This is a genomic window from Pseudomonas sp. WS 5079, assembly GCF_012985465.1.
In the GTDB taxonomy this organism is placed as follows: Bacteria; Pseudomonadota; Gammaproteobacteria; order Pseudomonadales; family Pseudomonadaceae; genus Aquipseudomonas.
On record NZ_JAAQWN010000006.1, the window covers coordinates 118,475 to 139,116 of the forward strand.

Sequence of the window (20,642 nt, forward strand, 5' to 3'; positions counted from 1 at the left end):
CGCCCCCGCGATCAAGACGCTGCCTGCTCTTCATCGCGGCGATGGGCCCAGTGGTAAAGCGCAGGCAATACCAGCAACGTCAGCAGCGTCGAAGAAATAATCCCGCCAATCACCACCGTCGCCAGCGGCCGCTGCACTTCGGCGCCGGTGCCGGTGGCCAGGGCCATGGGGATAAACCCGAGGGACGCGACCAACGCGGTCATCAACACCGGGCGCAAGCGGGTCAGCGCGCCTTCGTTGATCGCCACCGACAGCGAGCGCCCTTCCTCACGCAGGTTGCGGATAAACGCGATCATCACCAGGCCATTGAGCACCGCCACCCCCGACAGCGCGATAAAACCCACCCCGGCGGAAATCGACAACGGAATATCCCGCAGCCACAGCGCCATGATCCCGCCGGTCAACGCGAAGGGAATCCCGGTGAACACCAGCAGCCCATCCTTGAGGTTGTTGAACATCATGAACAGCAATCCGAACACCAGCAGCAACGCCACCGGTACCACCACCCGCAAGCGCTCGGACGCTTCCTTGAGTTGCTCGAACTGGCCGCCCCAGGTAGTCCAGTAGCCGGCAGGGATTTTCACCTGCTCTGCCATCACTCGTTCGGCTTCTGCGACAAACGAGCCAATATCCCGCCCGCGCACGTTGGCGCTGACGATCACCAGGCGCTTGCCGTTTTCGCGGCTGATCTGGTTCGGGCCCAGTACCAGGTCCAGGCTGGCCACTTGCGACAAGGCGATAAAGCCCAGTTGCCCCGTGGTATTGCCGGCCAGCGCCGGGATCGGGATCAACAGCCGCGACAAACCCTCGATATCGGTACGCAAGGTTTCCGACAAGCGCACCACCATGTCAAAGCGTCGGTCGCCTTCATACATCGTGCCGGCCTGGCGCCCACCCACGGCCACCGCGATGGTGTCTTGCACGTCGCCCACGTTCAGGCCAAAGCGCGCGGCCTTGTCGCGGTCGATATTGATGGTCAGCACCGGCAGGCCGGAGGTCTGTTCCACCTTCACTTCCGAGGCGCCATTGAGCTTCTGAAGGGTTTCGGCAATTTCCCCGGCGGTCTTGTTCAGCACGTCCCGGTCATCGCCAAACACCTTCACCGCCACGTCACTGCGCACCCCGGAAATCAGCTCGTTGAAGCGCAACTGGATCGGTTGCGACAACTCGTACTGGCTGCCCGGCACAATCGCACTGGCGCGCTGGATATCGGCGATCAAGGCCTCGCGGGATTTTTTCGGGTCCGGCCACTGGTCCTTGGGCTTGAGCATCAGGTAGCTGTCGGAAATGTTCGGCGGCATCGGGTCGGAGGCGATTTCTGCGGTGCCGGTGCGGGCAAACACCCGCTGGATTTCCGGCACCTGTTCCATCAAGGTTTTCTCCAGTTGCTGCTGCATCTGCACCGACTGCGTGAGGCTGGTACCCGGCACGCGCAAGGCTTGCTGGGCGAAGTCACCTTCACTGAGGCTGGGGATAAACTCGCTGCCCATGCGAGTGGCCACGGCGCCAGACACCACGATGGTCAACAGCGCCAGGCCAAACGCCCAGGTACGATGCGCCATCACCCAATCCAGCACCGGTGCATAACCCCGGCGCGCATTGCGCATCACCCAGTTTTCGTCTTCCTTGACCTTGCCGGTGACAAACAGCGCAATCGCCGCCGGGACAAAGGTCACCGACAAAATCATCGCGCCCAGCAAGGCCATGACCACGGTGAATGCCATAGGGTGGAACATTTTCCCGGCAACGCCCGTCAGGGCGAAGATCGGCAGGTACACCACCATGATGATCAGTTGCCCGAAGATCAGCGCGCGGCGCGCTTCCTTGGCGGCGGCGAACACTTCGTGCAGGCGTTCGCTGCGGGTCAGCAGGCGGCCATGGCGTTGCTGCGCATGGGCCAGGCGGCGGATGGCGTTCTCGACGATCACCACCGCACCATCGACGATAATCCCGAAGTCCAGTGCGCCCAGGCTCATCAGGTTGGCGCTGACTTTGTTGGTGAACATCCCGGTAAATGTGAACAACATGGCCAGCGGGATCACCATCGCGGTAATCAACGCCGCGCGGATGTTGCCGAGGAACAAAAACAGAATCACGATGACCAGCAGCGCGCCTTCGAAGAGGTTTTTCTTCACCGTGGCGATGGCTTTTTCCACCAGGTTGGTGCGGTCGTAGACCGTGACCGCGACCACGCCTTCGGGCAGCGAGCGGTTGATCTCTTCGAGTTTTTTCGCTACCGCCTGGGACACGGTGCGGCTGTTTTCGCCGATCAACATGAACACCGTGCCAAGCACCACCTCGCGACCATTTTCGGTGGCCGCGCCGGTACGCAACTCACGGCCGATATCGACCTGGGCCACATTGCGCACGCGGATCGGCGTGCCGTCCACGGTGTTGATCACGATATTGGCGATGTCGTCGATGGACGCCACCTGACCCGGCGCGCGAATCAGCAACTGCTCGCCGCTGCGCTCGATATAACCGGCGCCGACGTTGGCGTTGTTACGCTCAAGCGCCGTCACCAGGTCACTCAAGGTCAGGTTGTAGGCCGCCAGGCGCTTGGGGTCCGGGGCGATCTGGTATTCCTTGGCAAAGCCGCCGATGGTATTGATCTCGGCCACGCCGGGCACGTTGCGCAACTGCGGCTTGATGATCCAGTCCTGGATCACCCGCAAGTCCGTCGGGGTGTAGGCCGAGCCGTCTTCCTTGCGCGCGCCGTCTTGCGCCTCCACGGTCCACAGGAAAATTTCCCCCAGGCCCGTGGAAATCGGCCCCATCGCTGTTTCAATGCCGTCCGGCAGTTGCTCGCGGGCCACTTGCAGGCGCTCGTTGACCAGTTGGCGGGCGAAGAACAGGTCGGTGCCGTCCTTGAAGATCACCGTGACCTGGGACAAGCCCGAGCGCGACAGCGAGCGGGTCTGCTGCAAGCCCGGCAGGCCGGCCATGGCGGTTTCGATGGGGAAGGTGATGCGCTGCTCGGTCTCCAGCGGAGAGAAGCCGGCCGCCGCCGAGTTGATCTGCACCTGGACGTTGGTGATGTCCGGTACTGCGTCGATCGGCAGTTTCTGGTAGCTGGCGATGCCGACACCGGCCATCAACAACACCGCCAGCAGCACGATGATGCGCTGCTCGATGGCAAATTGAATCAGACGTTCAAACATGGGGAATCACTCGCAGGATCAATGGGCGTGCTCGGCCGAGGCCTTGCCCAGCTCGGACTTGAGGACGAAGCTGCCAACGGTCGCCACCTGGGCGCCGGCCTCCAGGCCCTGGCGCACTTCGACAAAGCCGTTTTCGCTGACACCCAGTTCAATGTGGCGGGTGACAAAGCCTTCGGCGGTGCGCACAAACAGCGAGGGTTTGTCTTCCACGGTCTGGATCGCATCCACCGGCACGCTGACCGCTGCCAAGTAGCTATCCGTCGCCACCTGCACCGCCACGAACAACCCGGGGCGCCAGGAGTCGTCGGGGTTGGCCACGGTGACCCGCACCGTCGCGGTGCGCGTCTGCTCGCCCAGCAGGTTGCCGACATAGGCCACGGTGCCCATCACGTCGGTGCCCATTTCCGTGGAGCTGACCTTGACCGGCCGGCCCACCTGGACCTTGTTCAAGTCCTTGGGAAACACGCCAAAGGTGACCCACACCTGGGACAGGTCCGACAGGGTGAAGGCGGCACTGGTCTCACTCACCACCTCGCCGACGCCCAGGTGTTTTTCCACCACCACGCCAGCAAACGGCGCGCGCAATTCATAGCGATTGCCGCCGGCCAGGACCGTGCTGCCACTCAGGGCGTTCATCTTTTGCCGCGCGTTGTTCAGGGCGATCTCGGCTTCTTGCAGGGTCTGGCGGGCCAGCAGGTAATCCTGTTCGGCAGAGATCTTGTCCTGCCATAACTGACGCTCGCGCTGGAACGTAGTGCGCGCCAGTTCGACCCGGCGTTCGCTGGCCGCCAGCTCGCTGCGCTGATCGGAAATCTGCTGGCTGGCGATCACGGCCAACAGCTCACCCTGCTTGACCTTCTGGCCCAGGTTGACCTTGACCGACTCCACCACACCCGCGGCACGGGGCACGATATGGGAGGTGCGGTCTTCGTCGAAGCGCACCTCGCCCGGTAACGACAGCAGTGTGCTGATCTGCCGGGGCTGGGCCTTGGCCAATTGAATACCGGCAGCCTGGATCTGCTGCTCGTTGAGCACCAGCACACCCTCTTCCTCTTCTTCCTCCGGCGCTTCGACGCTTACGACCGGTGCCTGGGGCGCCACGCTGGTGGCCGGCCAAAACACCATCGCCCCAAGGGCAATGGCCACTGCGACGGCCAAAGCCAGGCCTTGTTGTTTGTTCATGGGGAACTCCTGAAAGATCAAATGCGGGCGAGGTCGCCGTAAATCCGTTCGATGCGCACCCAGGCGTCGGTGGCCTGGGCGAGTGCGGCGAGGTATTGGGTACGGGCGGCGATCAGGGTGCGCTGGGCGTCGAGTACATCGAGGAAGTTGAACTTGCCCATCTCAAAGCCGCGGGTGGCACTGTCCACTGCGCTTTGGGCGGCGGGCAGGATCACTTTATTAAAGGCACTCACCTCATTGTTGGCCGTCGCCCACAGGTCCAGGGCCTGGCGGGTTTCGGTGCGCAGGCGCAGCTCGGTGGCGTTGCGCAGGTCCCGGGCCTGGTCGGCTCGGCGGCTGGCGGCCAGCACATTGCCCTGGTTGCGATTGAACAGCGGGATCGGCATCGACACGCCCACCAGGTTCACCCGCTCGCGCACGCTGGCGTCGTACTGGCTGCCGATGGATATATCCAGGTCGGGAATCCGCTGGGCCTTTTCCAGGCCCAGGCCGGCCTCCCGTTGCTGGATTTGCAACTGCGCCAGGCGCAGCTCGGCGGTGCTCTCCAGGCGCGCCAGCAGTTGGGTGGCCGAAGGCAGCGCTGGCGTATTCACGGCACCTGCCTCGACACGCTCAAAACTGATGTTGGCGCTGCCGGTGATGGCGGCCAGGCGGCGATAGGCATCGCTCACGCCAATCTCGGCACGGCTGCGCTCCAGGCGAATTTCCGAGACCTGCACCTGGGCGCGAGTGGCTTCGACCGGCGACGACTTGCCCGCCGTGACCCGGCCATTGGCAACCACCAGGCCGCGCTCGGCCAGCGCCATTGAGCGTTGCGCCAGCTCCAGGCGTTCCTGGGCCCGCAGCGCGCCATAAAAGCCATCGATGACTTCGGCCCGCAACAGATTGCGCCGCTGTTCCAGCTCCTGGGCCGCCGCATCTTGTGCCCGCGAGGCCACATCGATGCGCGCCCCGCGCTTACCGCCCAGCTCCAGGGTCTGGCTTAGCTTGACGGTGGTGGTGCGGGTGCTGCGGCGGGTGTCTTCGGCGTCCCAGGAGGCCACCGGGTTGGGGATCAGCCCGGCCTGCTGCCGACCGCCCTGGGCGATGTCGATTTCCCATTGCGCAGCGGCCAGGTCCGGGTTGTCGGCAAACGCACTTTGCAGGGCCGATTCGAGGGTCAGGGTCTGGGCGCTTGCCACTTGGGCCATCGCCAAGACCCCCACTACGGAGCACACAATTGTTCTTAAAAACGTTGGCATAACAAGCGTTCCACACCCATGAGTTGGCGGACAAATCCAAGCAGGGGCAATGTAACTTTCGCTACTTATCAGAGGGGTGGCCGAAACATTACAAATCCGTTAGCAAAGGCTCTGGTCCGGGCTTTTGCTTTAACCTTCGCGGCGATTGCAGATACTTTCCCTTGCACCGAGGCACCCTCGACATGCGCATCCTGGTTATCGAAGATGAACTGAAAACAGCCGAGTACTTGCATCAGGGACTGAGCGAAAGTGGCTATGTGGTCGATTGCGCGGCCAGCGGCGCCGACGGCGTATACCTGGCGCGGCAACACACCTATGACCTGGTGATTCTGGATGTGAACCTACCGCTCATGGACGGGTGGGATGTGCTGCAGCGGATCCGCCAGACCAGCAACACGCGAATCATGATGCTCACCGCCCAAGGCCGCCTGGCCGACAAAATCAAAGGCCTGGAACTGGGCGCCGACGACTACCTGGTCAAGCCTTTCGAGTTTCCCGAACTGCTGGCCAGGGTCCGCACCCTGATGCGCCGCAGCGTCGAGGCGGCGGTGCCGGACGTGCTGCGGGTGGCCGACCTGGAACTGGACCAGGGTCGCCACCGGGCCTTTCGCGGCAACCAGCGCATTGACCTGACCACCAAGGAATTCGCCCTGTTGCACCTGCTGATGCGCCAGAGCGGCGTGGTGCTGTCACGCACGCAAATCATCTCGTTTGTGTGGGACATGAACTTCGATTGCGACACCAACGTGGTCGAGGTCTCGATCCGCCGCCTGCGGGCGAAGATCGACGACCCGTTCGAGCGCAAGTTGATCCACACTTTGCGCGGGGTTGGCTACGTGCTGGAAGACCGCGAATAGCGGTCAGTGCGCGATAGGTTCCGGATGAAAACCCTCGCCTTCGATCTGGATGGTGACGTGGGAAATATCGAATTGTTCGTGCAGTAACTCGGTCACCTGGGCGAGGATCTGCTGCTCGCTGCCCAGCGCCGGCTCCACCACCAGATGGCTGCTGAGCACGTTCTTGCCGCTGGTCAGGGCCCAGATATGCAAGTCATGCACCTCCTTGACCCCAGGCACCGCGCAGATGGCTTGCTCGACCGCGTCGATATCGATGCCGTCCGGCACGCCTTGCAGCAGCACATTCATGCTGGCCTTGAGCAGGGTCCAGGTTCTGGGCACGACCCAGAAGCCAATCACCGCGGCCACCACCGAGTCGACCCAGGCCCAGCCAGTGAGCATGATCACCACGGCCGCAATGATCACGCCGATGGAGCCGAGCATGTCGCTCCAGACCTCCAGGTAGGCCCCCTTGACGTTCAGGCTCTCGCCACTGGCCGCGCTGAGCAGGCGCATGGAGATCAGGTTGACGATCAGCCCCAACACCGCAATCACCAGCATGCCGGTGGACTGGATCTCGGCCGGAGCCTGCAGGCGCAGGTAAGCCTCGTAGAGGATGTAGAACGCCACCCCGAACAGCAGCAACGCGTTGAACGCGGCGGCGAGGATTTCAAAACGCGCATAACCGAAGGTGCGCTTGCGGTCAGCGGCGCGCTTGGCGACCTGGATGGCTACCAGGGAGATGGCCAGGGCCAGGGTGTCGGTCATCATGTGCGCGGCGTCGGACAACAGCGCCAGGCTGCCGGTGACAAAGGCGCCGATCACTTCGGCAATCATGAAACTGCCGGTCAGGCCCAGGGCTAGCCATAACTTGCGTTCGTGGCCGGCGCGTACGGTGGCGTGGCTGTGTCCTGCACTCATGGCGATTCCTCGTGGGGGGATGTGCGCTGATCATAGAGCGATAAGGGGAAACCTTTGGTATGGATTTCACAATTGTCATAACGCTGCCAGCGGGGTGTTAACCACATGGGGGAGCTGGCTTGCCTGGGATAGCGGTACACCCTCAAGCCCCAATGCCAGTCAGTTAAGCGCAGATCCCCTGTGGGAGCGGGCTTGCTCGCGAAGACGTCGGCCCAGCAAACATTGATGTTGACTGACCCACTGCTTTCGCGAGCAAGCCCGCTCCCACAGGGGAATGCGGCGGCGTTAAAACACCGGGCGCCGGCCAAACCGCAATGCACTGGCCACGCCGACTGCGCCCATCACTACACAGTAAAAAACGCAGATCCACGGGCTGCTGGGCATCAATGCAATCAGCATCAAAGGCGTAGTACTCGCCCACAGCGCGTAGGCAATGTTGTAGGTAAAGGAAATACCCGACACACGAATCTGCGCTGGAAACAGGCTGACCATCACCGATGGCACCGCGCCCACCACTCCGCAGCTCAACCCCGCAATGGCATAGGCCGCGCCCAGCCACACGCCGCCGGCGATCAGGCTGGCGTAGAGCACGGCGATGCCCACCGGCAACAGCAGACTGTAGACCAGTACCGCGCGCCAGGCGCCGATGCGGTCCACCAGCAGGCCGGCCAGTACGCAACCGATGTTCAGGAAGACGATGCCCAGTGCGCTCAGGGCGAAGGTGTGGCTGGGGCTCATGCCGAAGGTTTTCTGCATCATGGTCGGCGTGATCACCACCAGCACCACCACCGCCGAGGTGAGCACACAGGTCAGCAACATGGCCGGCAGCAACGCCTGGCGATGGTCGCGCAACACCGTGCGCAGCGGCAGTTCGGCGTCGGCCTGGCGGCGCGCCTGCATGGCCAGGAACACCGGGGTTTCACTCAGCCAACGCCGCAGCCAGACACCGATCACGCCAAACACCCCACCCAACAGAAACGGGAAGCGCCAGGCGTAATCCAGGATTTGTTCTGCGGTGAACATCTGCGCCAGCAAGGTCGCCGTCAATGCCCCCAGCAGGTAACCGAAGGTCAGCCCGGCTTGCAGGAAACCCAAGGCATAACCGCGGTGGTTGGCCGGCGCGTGTTCGGCGACGAAGACCCAGGCGCTGGGCACTTCACCGCCCACCGCCGCGCCCTGCAAGACCCGCAGCGCCAGTAGGATCAGCGGCGCGAAATAGCCGATCTGTGCGTAGGTCGGCATGATCCCGATCAGCAGGCACGGCAGGGCCATCATCAGAATGCTCAGGCTGAACACGCGCTTGCGCCCCAGGTGATCGGCAAAGTGCGCCATCAGGATCCCGCCCAATGGCCGCGCCAGGTAGCCGGTGACGAAAATCCCGAAGCTTTGCAGCAGGCGCAGCCATTCGGGCATTTGCGGGGGGAAAAACAGCTGGCTCAAGGTCAGGGCGAAAAATACGAAAATGATGAAGTCGTAGATTTCCAGGGCACCGCCCAAGGCGGCCAGGCCCAGGGTCTTGTAGTCGGAGCGGGAAAAACGCTGCGCCTGTGGATAAGTGCTGGCAGTCATGAAAGAAGCTCGGCAGACAGACAAAATGGCGTGCAGGTTATGAGCTGGACCGGATCCTGGCAATCGCCGCGGATATATTGGGTTTACTCATTGATCCATGAAAATAACAACATTCCCAAATAAATGGCCGTGGGCCAAGATGCGGCGATACCTTGCCAAAATAACTACAAGAGGTAATCCCACGTGGCCGATCCTATCGAAGATAGCCGTTATGCCCGCTTCGCCCTGCGTTGCTCGAATTTCGCCGAACGCTGGTTTCCTGACTCCTGGGTGTTTGCCGCCCTCGCCGTGATCATTGTCACCGTGGCGACCCTGGGCATGGGCGCCGCGCCCACCGAAGCAGCCAGGGCCTTCGGCGATGGTTTCTGGAGCCTGATCCCGTTCACCATGCAAATGGCCTTCGTGGTGATTGGCGGCTATGTAGTCGCCAGCTCGCCGCCCGCCGTGAAGTTGATTGACCGCCTGGCGCGCATCCCGAAAAACGGCCGCTCGGCCGTGGCGTGGGTGGCATTGATCTCGATGGTCGCCTCGTTGCTCAACTGGGGCCTGTCCCTGGTGTTCGGCGGGTTGCTGGTGCGAGCCCTGGCCCGGCGCACGGATTTGCGCATGGACTATCGCGCGGCCGGCGCGGCGGCCTATCTAGGCCTGGGCGCCGTGTGGGCGCTGGGGTTGTCGTCATCGGCCGCACAATTGCAGGCCAACCCGGCCAGCCTGCCGCCTTCGATCCTGGCGATCACCGGGACCATTCCCTTCACCGACACCATCTTTTTGTGGCAATCGGGGGTACTGTTGCTGGCGCTGATCGTGGTGTCGCTGATCATCGCCTACGTCACCGCACCGGGCCCCAACTCGGCCCGTGACGCCAAGGCGTGTGGCGTAGACCCGGCATTCAACCTGCCCAAGCCACAACCGCCAAGTCGTCCGGGAGAATGGCTGGAACACAGCCCGCTGCTGACCATTTTGCTGGCGCTGCTGGCTGCCGGCTGGCTGTTCCATGAGTTCTCGACCAAGCCGGCGATCAGCGCGATCTCGGGGCTCAACACCTATAACTTCCTGTTCATCATGGCCGGCGCCTTGCTGCACTGGCGCCCGCGCAGCTTCCTCGACGCCGTGGCCCGCGCGGTGCCGACCACCACCGGGGTGCTGATCCAGTTCCCGCTGTACGGCTCCATCGCGGCGCTGATGACCGTGGTCAAGGGCGGTGACGGCCAGACCCTGGCCCACCATATCTCGACCTTCTTCACCTCCATCGCCTCCCACGACACCTATGCGCTGCTGATGGGCGTGTATTCGGCGGTGCTGGGGTTCTTTATCCCATCGGGCGGCGGCAAATGGATCATCGAGGCGCCGTACGTGATGCAGGTGGCCAATGACCTGCAATATCACCTGGGCTGGGCCGTGCAGATCTACAACGCCGCCGAGGCCCTGCCGAACCTGATCAACCCGTTCTACATGCTGCCATTACTCGGCGTACTGGGACTCAAGGCACGGGACTTGATTGGTTTCTCGTTTGTGCAACTGCTGGTGCACACGCCGCTGGTGCTGTTTTTACTGTGGGCGCTGGGGACGACCTTGAAGTACATGCCGCCGGTGATGCCTTAGTCATTGGACGTTGCGCCCGTCGTTGTGGCGGGTGCAGCCAGGCCGACATTGAGCGCCTTTTTCCTCGGAGGGAACCCAGCACTACTGTAAAACCACCTACATGGTGTCTTTTAGTAGCACCAGACAATCTTCAACTTAACTAAGAGACCACCACTAAATTATTTAGAGCTATAACTGGAGCGCCCATGAATATCACGCCTACAACTACCATGTCTGCCTCTCAAAACAGTGCTCAAACGGGCAACACCCAAGAAGCCAGCCAACAGCAAAACCCCCAGCTAAAAAAATTCAAACAGTTCAAATCGGCTTTCGGCCAACCGGCGGGAAGAATAGTCTTTGCAGAGTCAAACCCTAACAAAAATCTTTTCAAGCCTGTTGTATCGTTTAAAGGCTGATTTCTGTTAGCCAAGTCTAAAGGCATCAACTTTTTATAGAGGCTGTGAAAGTCATCAAGCATTCCGGCTTCGCAGCCCATATTGAACACTTACAAATGTTGCAACTACCTCGGGTCTAATTGCAATCCCATGGATAACCGAAGCAATGCGTTGCACGTCACGATATATGAGAGGCGGCCAAGCCCTACAAAAAAACCGCATTTGCCGACGCATTTTCCCGGTCAGCCGCTACTGTGTGAGGGTAGGCATTCATCCCGCGCAGACGGGCTTTAGCTGACAAGGAAACACGCATGTTTAAACTGACCAGGCTGTCCTTCACCCTTGTCGCACTTAGTGTGAGCACGGTCGTACAAGCCGATGTCGAACTCGACCTGGGCACTGCGCAACGGGTCAGGCAATTGTTCGCCTACCCCAACAATTGCAGTGTGATCTGCTTTCGGCCGCTGACGTTGGAACAGACAGTTGAACACTACCTGACCCAGAGTTTGCAACGTGATGGCTACAGTCGGGCCAGGGTCAGTGTGAAAACCCAGCAGGATCAGGTGCGCGCGCACTTTACCGGTGTACCCGATGGCTATGGCCAGCCCTTGACCGCGTTGTTGAATACCGCCGACCTGGCCTATGAAGGCGCCAGCCAGTTGAACCGCGATGGCAAATGGCAATTTAGCTGGTACCTGTTCCTGCCGCTGGGCATGGCCCTGGAGAACCGCAAGAGCATCGAGTTGATGCATTTCCCGCCCGACTACTCCCTGACCCATTACCAGGACTACCTGGAGTCGGCCACCACCGACCGTTGGGCCACGTTATTGACCGCCAATGGCATAGCGGCGGCCCAGACCCCGGAATACCAGACCATCATCGATATTGCGCCGATTGCCGCGCCCTCCACGGCTGGCAAGGACCTGGAAGGGGTCTATGGCTACTTCACCGAGTACCAGACCCGGATAGTCCGCGAGTTGAGCCTGCACCCCACAGGCTCATTGCCCATGGTCGCCTTCGGCGCACCGGTACGCAGTTGGATCCAGCAACAGTACGGGCAAACTCTCGGGGTATTGGGCCTGGGGCAGATCAGCCCGGCCGAGGGCAGCTATGTCGCCGTACTGGGGGCCAATCACCCCAGTTACATCTGGTACGCCGCCGACCCGGCCAGCTACGGCGGTGACGAACAGAAAGCCGACGAGGCCGGCTTGAAAGTCATGGGCCAGGACTTGAGCGCCGCCTGCTGGCAGGCTGGAATGGGCCAGCAGCCCGCCAGCGACCCCAATGTGCTGCTCAAGGGTTGCATGAATACCTGGCAGGTGACGCGCAAGGAGCAGACCTGTGAATTGTTCTATACCTCGGTGCGAGAGCTGCCCGCCGAGCAGGCCAAGGAAAAATGTAGCAACGCGTCGATCAAGGCCCAGCTCAAGCGCCTGAAAAGCCCCATGCCAGAAGCCTCTGTGCCGGCGCCGGCCCTGTAGGTTCCTGGCTTTATCAGCATTGTCTTACGCGAAAAAACGCCGATAGCTACTGTCAGATTTGACAGTAGCTATCGGCGTTTTTTTGCGTAAATCTTGGACGGTGCCCATTTGCTGCAAGACCGGCAGTCTAATCAATATCAGGAGGTCGATGCAGCCCGACAAGGAGCCCTATGAAAACCCAAGTCATGGAAGAAGCACCTGCGGCCGCGAGTGACTGTCTGTATCCCTTCGCAACACTGCTGGCGAAAAAAGGTTACCCCTCGCGTCGTGACTTCGAGGTGGTGCGCACCCGCAACGGACGTGGAACCGGGATCAAGGCCAAGGTCGCCTTCGACAGCCGAGTGCGTATCGCCAAGATTTCCGGGCACGCCCTGAGCGAACGGCGCTTGCACACGCTGCAGGTGTCTTCGCGCATCCACTTGTACGACCCCTGGTTCAGCGGCTTGCTCCTGCATTCATGCGACCCGAATGTGTTCCTCGATATCAGCGAACTGGAGCTGTGGTCGATCCAGGCGATCCGCCCCGGCGCGCTGCTGACCATGGATTACGCCAGCACCGAGGACGTGCTGTTCCGGCAGTTCCCGTGCCGTTGCGGCGCCGGCAACTGCCGAGGCTGGATCACCGGCATGAAAGAGCCCTTGAACGCCGAGGGCCAACTGTTCATGGAACAGTGGCGCCAGCGCAAACGCTATTAAATGGCCTCGATCGGGCGCAGGCGGTACTGCGGCGGCAGTTGCTCGAACCCGGTGATGGTGGCGTTGAGGCTCTTCCAGCGGCCGTCCTTGATCCCGTAGATGCAACCGTGGATCGACAGGCTCTGCCCACGATGCCAGGCGTTCTGCACAATGCTGGTGTGACCGACATTGGCCACTTGCTGGATGACGTTGAGTTCACACAGGCGATCGACGCGTTCTTCTTCCGTGGGCAACTGGGCCAGTACTTCGCGGTTCTCGTAGTACAGGTCACGGATCGTACGCAGCCAGCCGTCGATCAGGCCGAACTGGCGGTCCTGCATCGAAGCACGCACGCCGCCGCAGCCATAATGGCCGGTGACCAGGATATGTTTGACCTTGAGCACATCCACCGCGTACTGGATCACCGACAGGCAGTTGAGGTCGGTGTGCAGCACCACATTGGCCACGTTGCGGTGCACAAACAGGTCGCCCGGCAGCATGCCGACGATCTCGTTGGCCGGTACCCGGGCGTCCGAACAGCCGATCCACAGGTATTCCGGGGTCTGCTGGCGGGCAAGCTTGGCGAAGAATTCGGGATCTTCCTGTTTGATCGCATCCGCCCAGCGTTCGTTGTTATCAAGCAGGTCTTGTAGTTCGTTCATCAGGAAAGCCTCAGGAATGATGCGCAGTTTTGTGACTGACAACCTCTCGCCCAGGTCACGCCTCACGCAAATTAGCTTGAATCTTTGGGAGGCCGGGCCTGTCCACCCACTATAAGCCCCACAGTATGAGGATTGGCCATGACGCAATCACGACGTCCCTACGGCGCCCCGACGCCGGCACCGATTGATGACAACGAAGATCGCATGGGCTCGATGCGCGAGCTGGATTTTGACGAGCAAGAGCCAACGGCGGAAATCGGCGAGGAGATCCCGCGTGGAGAGCGCGAGCACCTGATGCCCGACGAGCGGGTGCGCGAGGCCGGAATGACCGGCGCTTCGACGGCGGATCATGAGCCCACGGATGATGATATGAGCCCCGAAACCCTGATCCATGAAGATGGCGCGCGCGATGCCCGCGAAGAAGGTGAAGGCGAGCAGGCGGATTGGGACCTGAGTATCGTCGATGAGGACGAGATTGGCGGCGGTAATGGGTTGGATGAGGCTGAGTTGGCGGACATTGATCCGGTCGACGGTAACCGCTGACACAGCGCCACACCTAGGGTGAAGCATGGCGGTGTGGGAGCTGGCTTGCCTGCGATAGCGGCGCTGGATTCACCACCGCTATCGCAAGCAAGCCAGCTCCCACATAAGACTGCTCCCACACGGGATCGTGTGTTTTAGTCGACCAGGGTGCAGGCCATGACGACGGCGTCTTCGCGACCACCGACGGCCGGGTAGTAATCGCGGCGACGGCCGATTTCGTTGAAACCGTAGCGCTCATACAGGCGGAATGCCCCGGTATTGCTATCGCGCACTTCCAGGAAGCATTCCCGCGCACTGGCGGCATAGGCCCGGGACATCAGGTGCTCCAGCAGCGCCAGGCCCAGGCCGCGGCCCTGGTTTTCCGGCTTGACGGTGATGTTCAGCAAATGCGCTTCATCGAGGATGATTTGCACCACGCCGTGGCCCACCTGCTGCTCGCCTTCGAACATCAACCAGATCTGGTACTTGCCCAGCCCGTCGAGAAAGATGCCACGGGTCCAGGGATGGCTGAACGCCGCGTATTCGATTTTCAGCACGGCGTCGAGGTCAGCCTCGGTCATCGGGCGGAAGGATAAAGCCTCACTCATCGGTTGTTTTCCAGCGCGCCATCAGCCGGCGCATGGCTTGCCAGACATCAGCCTTACGCTGTGGCTCTTCCATTAATAATTCCAGGCCCGGCAAGGCCCAGACCGAACCCAGGCCTTCGACCTGCAGTTCGCGGTACCAGGCCTCGGCGTTGGCTTCGCCGGCAAATCGCACGGCCGGCAGGCCTATCAGCCACAGGCACACACAGGGTTCATCTTCCAGGCGGGCCGAGACAAAGCCCTGCACGAAGTCACGCGCGGCGTCCGGCCCCTGGTCCATATTGCCGCGCACCAGCAACGGCCAGCGCACCGGCTCGCCGACGATCTGCGGGCTGTCGGGCAGGCCGGCAGCGCGCAGCATGTCCTTGAGCAGCAGGTAGGCCGGGTCGCGCGCCTGGAAACGTTCGCCGGTGGGCAGCTCGACCAGCAACAGGCAACGCCCGGCCCGCAGCAATTGCAGGGCAAAACGCGGTGGCGGCACGACCGGGGCCTTGGCCACCGGGGCAGCGTCGGCCACTGCAGCGGGCTTGGGCGCCGCCGAAGGGCGTGGCACTTCGATCTTGACCCGCTCCGATGGCCGCACAGGCACCTCGGCCACAGGCTTTACCAGCGCAACCGGCGGCGCCGCTTCCTCGCCCGAGGCGTCGAATGGCTCGAACGGTTCCAGCGGCTGCAGCAGTTCGGGCCGCGACGGGGCGGCAAAGGGCAATTCGGTGCGCGGCAGCCAGTTGACCACCTGCATGGCGGTCAAGTAAGCGCGACGTCGGGACTCGATAAGCAAGGCGCGACCACTTGTGGATAACTAAAGAGCGCAGATTCTACCGCCCTTCGACGACGATCGCCCACCGTTGATGATTTTCTCTGCATTGCTGACCGCCCATCGCGAACGCGCCCTGACCGGCTGTGGATAAATCCCGCGCCTGATGCAGTACAATCGCTGCTTTTAATTCGCCAACCAGCCGGCCATTCCGATGATCGAACCCAAGCGCGTCTTGCGCGCCCTCGCCGAACACTGGGCCCTGCTTGAGCCACTGTGCGAACACTTCGACCAAGGCACCCTGAGCCTTGGCGAGTTGCGCGCGCAACTGGCCGCCCAACAACTGGACAGCACGCCACAGGACATCACCAGCCTGCTGGACGTGTGGATTCGCCTGGATATCCTGGTGCCTGTCGCCAAGAGCCCGAACCGTTTCGAGCTCAACGCGCAGATCCATGACTTCCTGGCCTATCTTCGCAAGGAGCACCGGCTAGGCCTGTGCCTGGAAATCGAAGCCTACCTGCGCCACCTCGAGCGCCTGGCCGGTTATATCCAGGACGCCTTCGACATCCGCGACGGCCATGACCTGGCTCGCCAACTGCGGCTGCTGGACATGCGCGTGCGCGACGTGCTGAAAAAACTCGCCAATGACGAACAGGCCCTCGCGGCCGTGGCCGACCGCGCCAAGACCAGCGACCGGCAGATCCCGTTGCGCCAGCGCTATGCCGAGGTCCTGGCGACCTGGGACGAGTACGTCGAGCCGATGATCCAACTGGTGAACGCCGACGGTGCCTTCGAGCAAGGCGTGCGCAAGGTTGAGAACGTGCTGCTGCGCATGCTCACCGAACAACAGCGCCTGGGCCACCTGGTGGATGACGATATGTTGCTGCGCACCCACGCGCGCATCCTCGAAATGCAGACCAGCGCCCAACTGACCCTGCGTCATGCCCGCGAGCTGCTGCTGCCGCTGCGCGAAGAGGCACGCCGGCACAACGCCGTGACCCGTGGCGCGGCGCTGGCCCTCTCGGCGATCCGGCGCAAGGGCCTGGACGCGGTGCCGCAAGCGGCGATGCCGATGTTCACCCGGCCACAAAGTACCTTCCTCGGCAGTGCCAGCCAGGTCGAAGCCTATGTGTATGCCCTGGCGAATTTCGAACCCAAGCCTGCGCGGTTCCCCAAGGCCCACAAATCCCACAAGGGCCAAGCCCAGCGTGCACCGCGCACGGTCAAGGAGATGCTGGAGCGTTGCGAAGACGCGCTGCCGATGCCGGACCTGATGACCTGGCTGCTGGAACAGGAACCGGACGGGGCCACCGACGAGTTGCTGTACTGGTTCTCGCGTTTGTCGCGGGAGAAGCGTTTCAAGCGCGAGCGCCTGGAACGCCGGGATTACCACACTCACGAGCACCAGGTCAGCCTGCGCTCATTCGCCCTGCTCCCGGCCAGCACCGACGTAGCCGAGAATTCTGCGAGCACACCCTATGCATCTTGATCTATCCGAACTGTCCCAGCTGGCGCCGATCTTTCGCGAGCTGTTCAAGGGTTACCACGTCAGCCGCCGCGACCCGGAGCTGTACGCGCAATTGTCGAACTTCCAGGACCAGTACCGCACGCTGTTCAAGGCCCTGGGCTTTGAGCTGGTATGCGATACCCGTGGCTTCTATTACTTCGTGCCGGACACCGCCGTGGCCGCCGCGCAGGTGAACAAGACCGCGCAGCGCCTGGCGTTGTTCACCTTCATCATCGTCGAACACCTGGCCGACCAGGGCCGCGACCCGATTGCCGTGCTCGACGGTGGCAGCCTGGGCCGCGATGAGCTGCCCTCGTTGCTGGAGAAATACCGCGACCTGTTTATCCAGGCCGAAGTACAGACCGTTGAGGAGCTGGAAGAAAAAATCATGCGCCGCATGACCCAGCTCGGCTTTGCCGGTGAAGACAACGGTGTTTATCGCTTCCTGCCACCGATGCACCGTTTCCTCGACGTGTGCCTGTCGGTCCAGGCCGACCGCGACCTGGCGGCCAGCGTCCATAGTGTGCTGCCGTTGCCGGCGCCGGTGATCATCGACGAAGACAGTGATGAAAAGCTGCTGCAGACCGATGACCCGCTGGACTTGAGCGAATTTGAAAGTGAAGAAGATGCCCTCGCCCGTGCCATTGCCGAAGAACAGGAGACCGATGCATGAGCAAGGAACGTTATGGCATTCGCCGCTTCGCCCTATTGAACACCGCCGGCTACAGCCTGGGCCTGTTCCCGCTGGAAGAGCCGCTGTCGGTGTATGGCGCAAACAACCTCGGTAAATCGGCTTCGATCAACGCCTTGCAGTTCCCGATCCTGGCGCGCATGTCGGACATGAGCTTCGGCAAGTACACCCTGGAACAGTCGCGGCGCTTCTACTTCGCCACCGACACCAGCTACATCCTCGTCGAAGTCTCCCTGCCCCACGGCCCCCATGTGATCGGCGTGGTCGGCCGCGGCCCGGGCGGTGGTTTCGGTCACCAGTTCTTTGCCTACGCCGGCAAGCTGGACCTGGCCCACTACCAGAAGAACGACACCTGCCTGCGCCAGAAAGAGCTGTTCACCAACCTTGAGCGCGAGGGCCTGAAGGCCTATGAGCTCAAGCCCGACGAGCTGCGGCGCTTGCTGGTGGGTGGCCATACCTCGATCCCGCTGGACCTGACCCTGATTCCGCTGCGCTCCACCAGCGAGCAGAGCCTGAAGACCTTCCGCGCACTGTTTATCAACCTGCTGCACATGCGCGAAATCACCGCGGCCAAACTCAAGCAGTTGTTCCTCGATGCGTTCGAGCACAGCCTGCGCTCGGGCAGTGTGGATTACATTGCGGCGTGTGAAGAAGCGTTCCGCGATGTGCGACGCATGGAGCAGGACTACAACTCACTGGTAGCCGCCGGCCCATTGGTCGAGGCCTTGGCCAATGGCGTGAAACAGCGCGACATCCTGCGCGGCAAACTGCATCGCCTGTCGCCGCTGCTCGATTCGCTGCTGGGTACCTGGTCGGACTACGCCAGTGCGCGCAAGGAAGAGCTGACAATCCAGGCCGAACACTACCGCAACGAGCAGGACGCGCTGCAGAACGATCAGCGCGGCGGCACCCAGGAGCTGATGCGCCTGGAGCGGGAAATCAGCGGCATCCAGCGCTGGCTGGGCGAGTTGTCGGTGCTCAAGCATCGCTTTGCCCTGGTGGATGACGTCAAGGTCCTGGAGCAGCAACTGCTGGCGGCCAAGGATGCCCACGACGAACTGGCCGGCGCCCTCGCGCAATCGCGACAGTTCAGCGCCGAGGACCTGGATGAGCGCCTGCGCGACCTGGAAAAGCGCCTGAAGTCCGTCAAGCAACAACTCGATCACGCCGACAACAACAGCTACGCCAAGCTGCGGGAAGAATTCTCACAGCAGGACGTCGAGCGTCTGATGCGTCTGTTCAACAGTTCGTTGTTCAGCCTGCCGCTGGGCGAGCATGGCATCACCCTGGATGAAGACGGCCAGTGGGTAAAATCCCTGGAGCTGATCCTCGATGGCTTCAAGGGCGAGCGCTTTGAAGTACCGGGGCTGTCCATCGACATCTCGCACATCGAGCCCCCTGCCTTGCAGGCCCTCGCGGATCGCGCGGCATTGCGCGACCAGAAGGAGCGCCTGGAAAAAGAACTCAAGCAACTCAAGACCCAGCAGGCGGTGGCCTCTGACCGCGCGGCAAGCAAGACCCAGACCGAAGCGCTGTACCAGCAGGTACTCGATGCGCAGAAAGCCCTGGAAGACTACCGTCGCGCCCAGACCCTGAGTGCCGAGGAAGGCGAGAAGCTGGAAAACCTGGCGCAGATGGAAGCCGCCCAGGATGAACTCAAGCGCTCCAGCGATGCGTTTACCGAACGTGTGCAGCAGCTGTCGGCCAAGCTGCAACTGGTCGGCCGCCAGATCGGCGATATGGAAGCCAAGCAGCGCACCCTGGATGACGCCCTGCGCCGTCGCCAGTTGTTGCCGGCCGACTTGCCGTTTGGCACGCCGTTCATGGATCCGGTCGACGACTCCATGGACAATCTGCTGCCGCTGCTCAATGACTATCAGGACAGCTGGCAGGGGTTGCTGCGCGCCGACGGGCAGATCGACGCGCTGTACGCCCAGGTGCGCCTCAAGGGCGTGGCCAAGTTCGACAGCGAAGACGATATGGAGCGCCGCCTGCACCTGTTGATCAATGCTTACGCGCACCGCACCGACGAAGCCCTGACCCTGGGCAAGGCGCGCCGCGCGGCGGTGACTGATATCGCGCGGACCTTGCGCAATATCCGCAGCGACTACGACAGCCTCGAGCATCAGTTGGCCCTGTTCAACCGCGAGATCAACAAGCGCCAGGTATCCAACCTGCAGAGCTTCCGTATCGTGTTGGCGCCGAACAAGGAAGCGCTCAAGCATATCGACCAGATCATTCACAGTGCCGGTCAGTATGAGGAAGGCGAAACCCTGTCGGTGTTCGATCTCAGCCAAAGCGCCGAGCAGGACAACAAAAACGAAGAGGCCAAGGAATACCTGGCACGCCTGGTGGCCGCCAACCACAACCAGTTGGGGCTCAAGGACCTGTTCGAACTGGCGTTCGAGATTACCAAGGTCAACGGCCAGCCGATCATTCACACCGACATCGATGGCGCTGCGTCCAACGGCACCACCATGACCATCAAGGCGCTGACCAACATGTACTTGTTGCTGCACTTGATGGACCGCGACCAGGCCGGTCGCGTGCGCCTGCCGTACTACCTCGACGAGGCGGCGGATATCGATGAGAAGAACCAGGCAGCATTGCTGGAGACCAGCCTGCAACTGGGCTTTGTGCCGATCCTGGCCAGTGTGAAGCCGCAGGTTTCCGCCCAGGTGGCAATCGACCTGGAAGGCGGCAGCGGGCCGAACGGGATCTACATCGATGAGGCGGACTGGAAGTACATCCGCCGCCATGATGTGGTGAAGGCGACGATCAATGTTCAGGCGGATGAGCCGCAGTTGGATGAGGTCTGATCGGCGCCTAGCAGGGCATTAAAAAGGCCGCGATC

General features: G+C 61.9%; 17 protein-coding genes. 9 read left to right on the forward strand and 8 right to left on the reverse strand.

Annotated features, from left to right (window positions below; genetic code table 11):
• Positions 1 to 11: 11 nt before the first annotated feature.
• From HBO05_RS17185 to HBO05_RS17195, 3 genes are read right to left on the reverse strand one after another with little or no spacing between them, the layout of a single operon-like run.
• A complete protein-coding gene (locus tag HBO05_RS17185; protein WP_172313526.1) occupies positions 12 to 3,161 on the reverse strand; it encodes a CusA/CzcA family heavy metal efflux RND transporter in 3,150 nt (1,049 codons plus the stop codon).
• 18 nt (positions 3,162 to 3,179) lie between these two features.
• A complete protein-coding gene (locus tag HBO05_RS17190) occupies positions 3,180 to 4,343 on the reverse strand; it encodes an efflux RND transporter periplasmic adaptor subunit (protein ID WP_172313528.1) in 1,164 nt (387 codons plus the stop codon).
• 17 nt (positions 4,344 to 4,360) lie between these two features.
• A complete protein-coding gene (locus HBO05_RS17195; RefSeq protein WP_169954814.1) occupies positions 4,361 to 5,584 on the reverse strand; it encodes a TolC family protein in 1,224 nt (407 codons plus the stop codon).
• A 182-nt stretch (positions 5,585 to 5,766) separates the two neighbouring features.
• Between HBO05_RS17195 and HBO05_RS17200 the strand changes: the two genes are divergently transcribed.
• A complete protein-coding gene (locus HBO05_RS17200; protein ID WP_172313530.1) occupies positions 5,767 to 6,441 on the forward strand; it encodes a heavy metal response regulator transcription factor in 675 nt (224 codons plus the stop codon).
• Between the two features lie 3 nt (positions 6,442 to 6,444).
• Here the strand turns inward: HBO05_RS17200 and HBO05_RS17205 are convergent, their stop codons facing one another.
• Both HBO05_RS17205 and HBO05_RS17210 read right to left on the reverse strand, forming a co-directional pair.
• Complete coding sequence (locus HBO05_RS17205; RefSeq protein WP_169954812.1) at positions 6,445 to 7,341, reverse strand: cation diffusion facilitator family transporter; 897 nt, start codon at positions 7,339 to 7,341, stop codon at positions 6,445 to 6,447.
• A 285-nt stretch (positions 7,342 to 7,626) separates the two neighbouring features.
• A complete protein-coding gene (locus HBO05_RS17210) occupies positions 7,627 to 8,910 on the reverse strand; it encodes an MFS transporter (RefSeq protein WP_172313532.1) in 1,284 nt (427 codons plus the stop codon).
• A 183-nt stretch (positions 8,911 to 9,093) separates the two neighbouring features.
• On the opposite strand from HBO05_RS17210, the gene HBO05_RS17215 reads away from it, so the two are divergent.
• The 4 genes from HBO05_RS17215 (at position 9,094) to HBO05_RS17230 (ending at position 13,062) form a co-directional block, all read left to right on the forward strand.
• Positions 9,094 to 10,512 (forward strand): TIGR00366 family protein, encoded by a 1,419-nt coding sequence (locus tag HBO05_RS17215; RefSeq protein ID WP_169954810.1) that lies wholly within the window; start codon positions 9,094 to 9,096, stop codon positions 10,510 to 10,512.
• Positions 10,513 to 10,697: 185 nt separating this feature from the next.
• Positions 10,698 to 10,907, forward strand: a complete 210-nt coding sequence (locus HBO05_RS17220; RefSeq protein ID WP_172313534.1) for a hypothetical protein — start codon at positions 10,698 to 10,700, stop codon at positions 10,905 to 10,907.
• 290 nt (positions 10,908 to 11,197) lie between these two features.
• Positions 11,198 to 12,367 carry a hypothetical protein gene (locus HBO05_RS17225; RefSeq protein ID WP_169954809.1) on the forward strand — a complete coding sequence of 390 codons (1,170 nt, stop codon included), beginning with the start codon at positions 11,198 to 11,200 and terminating at the stop codon, positions 12,365 to 12,367.
• A gap of 170 nt (positions 12,368 to 12,537) precedes the next feature.
• Positions 12,538 to 13,062, forward strand: a complete 525-nt coding sequence (locus tag HBO05_RS17230; protein ID WP_169954808.1) for an SET domain-containing protein-lysine N-methyltransferase — start codon at positions 12,538 to 12,540, stop codon at positions 13,060 to 13,062.
• Here the strand turns inward: HBO05_RS17230 and can are convergent.
• Positions 13,059 to 13,703, reverse strand: coding sequence for a carbonate dehydratase (gene can, locus HBO05_RS17235; protein WP_169954807.1), 645 nt, complete (start codon positions 13,701 to 13,703; stop codon positions 13,059 to 13,061). The genes HBO05_RS17230 and can overlap by 4 nt on opposite strands.
• A gap of 138 nt (positions 13,704 to 13,841) precedes the next feature.
• On the opposite strand from can, the gene HBO05_RS17240 reads away from it, so the two are divergent.
• Positions 13,842 to 14,246: a serine kinase/phosphatase gene (locus HBO05_RS17240; protein ID WP_172313536.1), complete on the forward strand. Its 405-nt coding sequence runs from the start codon at positions 13,842 to 13,844 to the stop codon at positions 14,244 to 14,246.
• Positions 14,247 to 14,380: 134 nt separating this feature from the next.
• Here HBO05_RS17240 and rimI read toward each other — a convergent pair whose 3' ends face one another.
• On the reverse strand, positions 14,381 to 14,833 hold the full coding sequence (rimI, locus tag HBO05_RS17245) for a ribosomal protein S18-alanine N-acetyltransferase (RefSeq protein ID WP_005784514.1): 453 nt from the start codon (positions 14,831 to 14,833) through the stop codon (positions 14,381 to 14,383).
• Entirely contained in the window at positions 14,826 to 15,572 is a 747-nt protein-coding gene (locus HBO05_RS17250; RefSeq protein WP_169954932.1) for an energy transducer TonB, read from the reverse strand. Before HBO05_RS17250 ends, rimI begins: the two co-directional genes overlap by 8 nt.
• A 229-nt stretch (positions 15,573 to 15,801) precedes the next feature.
• Between HBO05_RS17250 and mksB the strand changes: the two genes are divergently transcribed.
• From mksB to mksF, 3 genes are read left to right on the forward strand one after another with little or no spacing between them, the layout of a single operon-like run.
• Positions 15,802 to 17,079, forward strand: coding sequence for an Mks condensin complex protein MksB (gene mksB / locus HBO05_RS17255; RefSeq protein ID WP_169954805.1), 1,278 nt, complete (start codon positions 15,802 to 15,804; stop codon positions 17,077 to 17,079).
• Positions 17,069 to 17,770 (forward strand): Mks condensin complex protein MksE, encoded by a 702-nt coding sequence (mksE, locus tag HBO05_RS17260; protein ID WP_169954804.1) that lies wholly within the window; start codon positions 17,069 to 17,071, stop codon positions 17,768 to 17,770. The genes mksB and mksE overlap by 11 nt, the downstream gene beginning before the upstream one ends.
• On the forward strand, positions 17,767 to 20,607 hold the full coding sequence (gene mksF / locus HBO05_RS17265; RefSeq protein ID WP_172313538.1) for an Mks condensin complex protein MksF: 2,841 nt from the start codon (positions 17,767 to 17,769) through the stop codon (positions 20,605 to 20,607). The genes mksE and mksF overlap by 4 nt, the downstream gene beginning before the upstream one ends.
• Positions 20,608 to 20,642 lie beyond the last annotated feature (35 nt).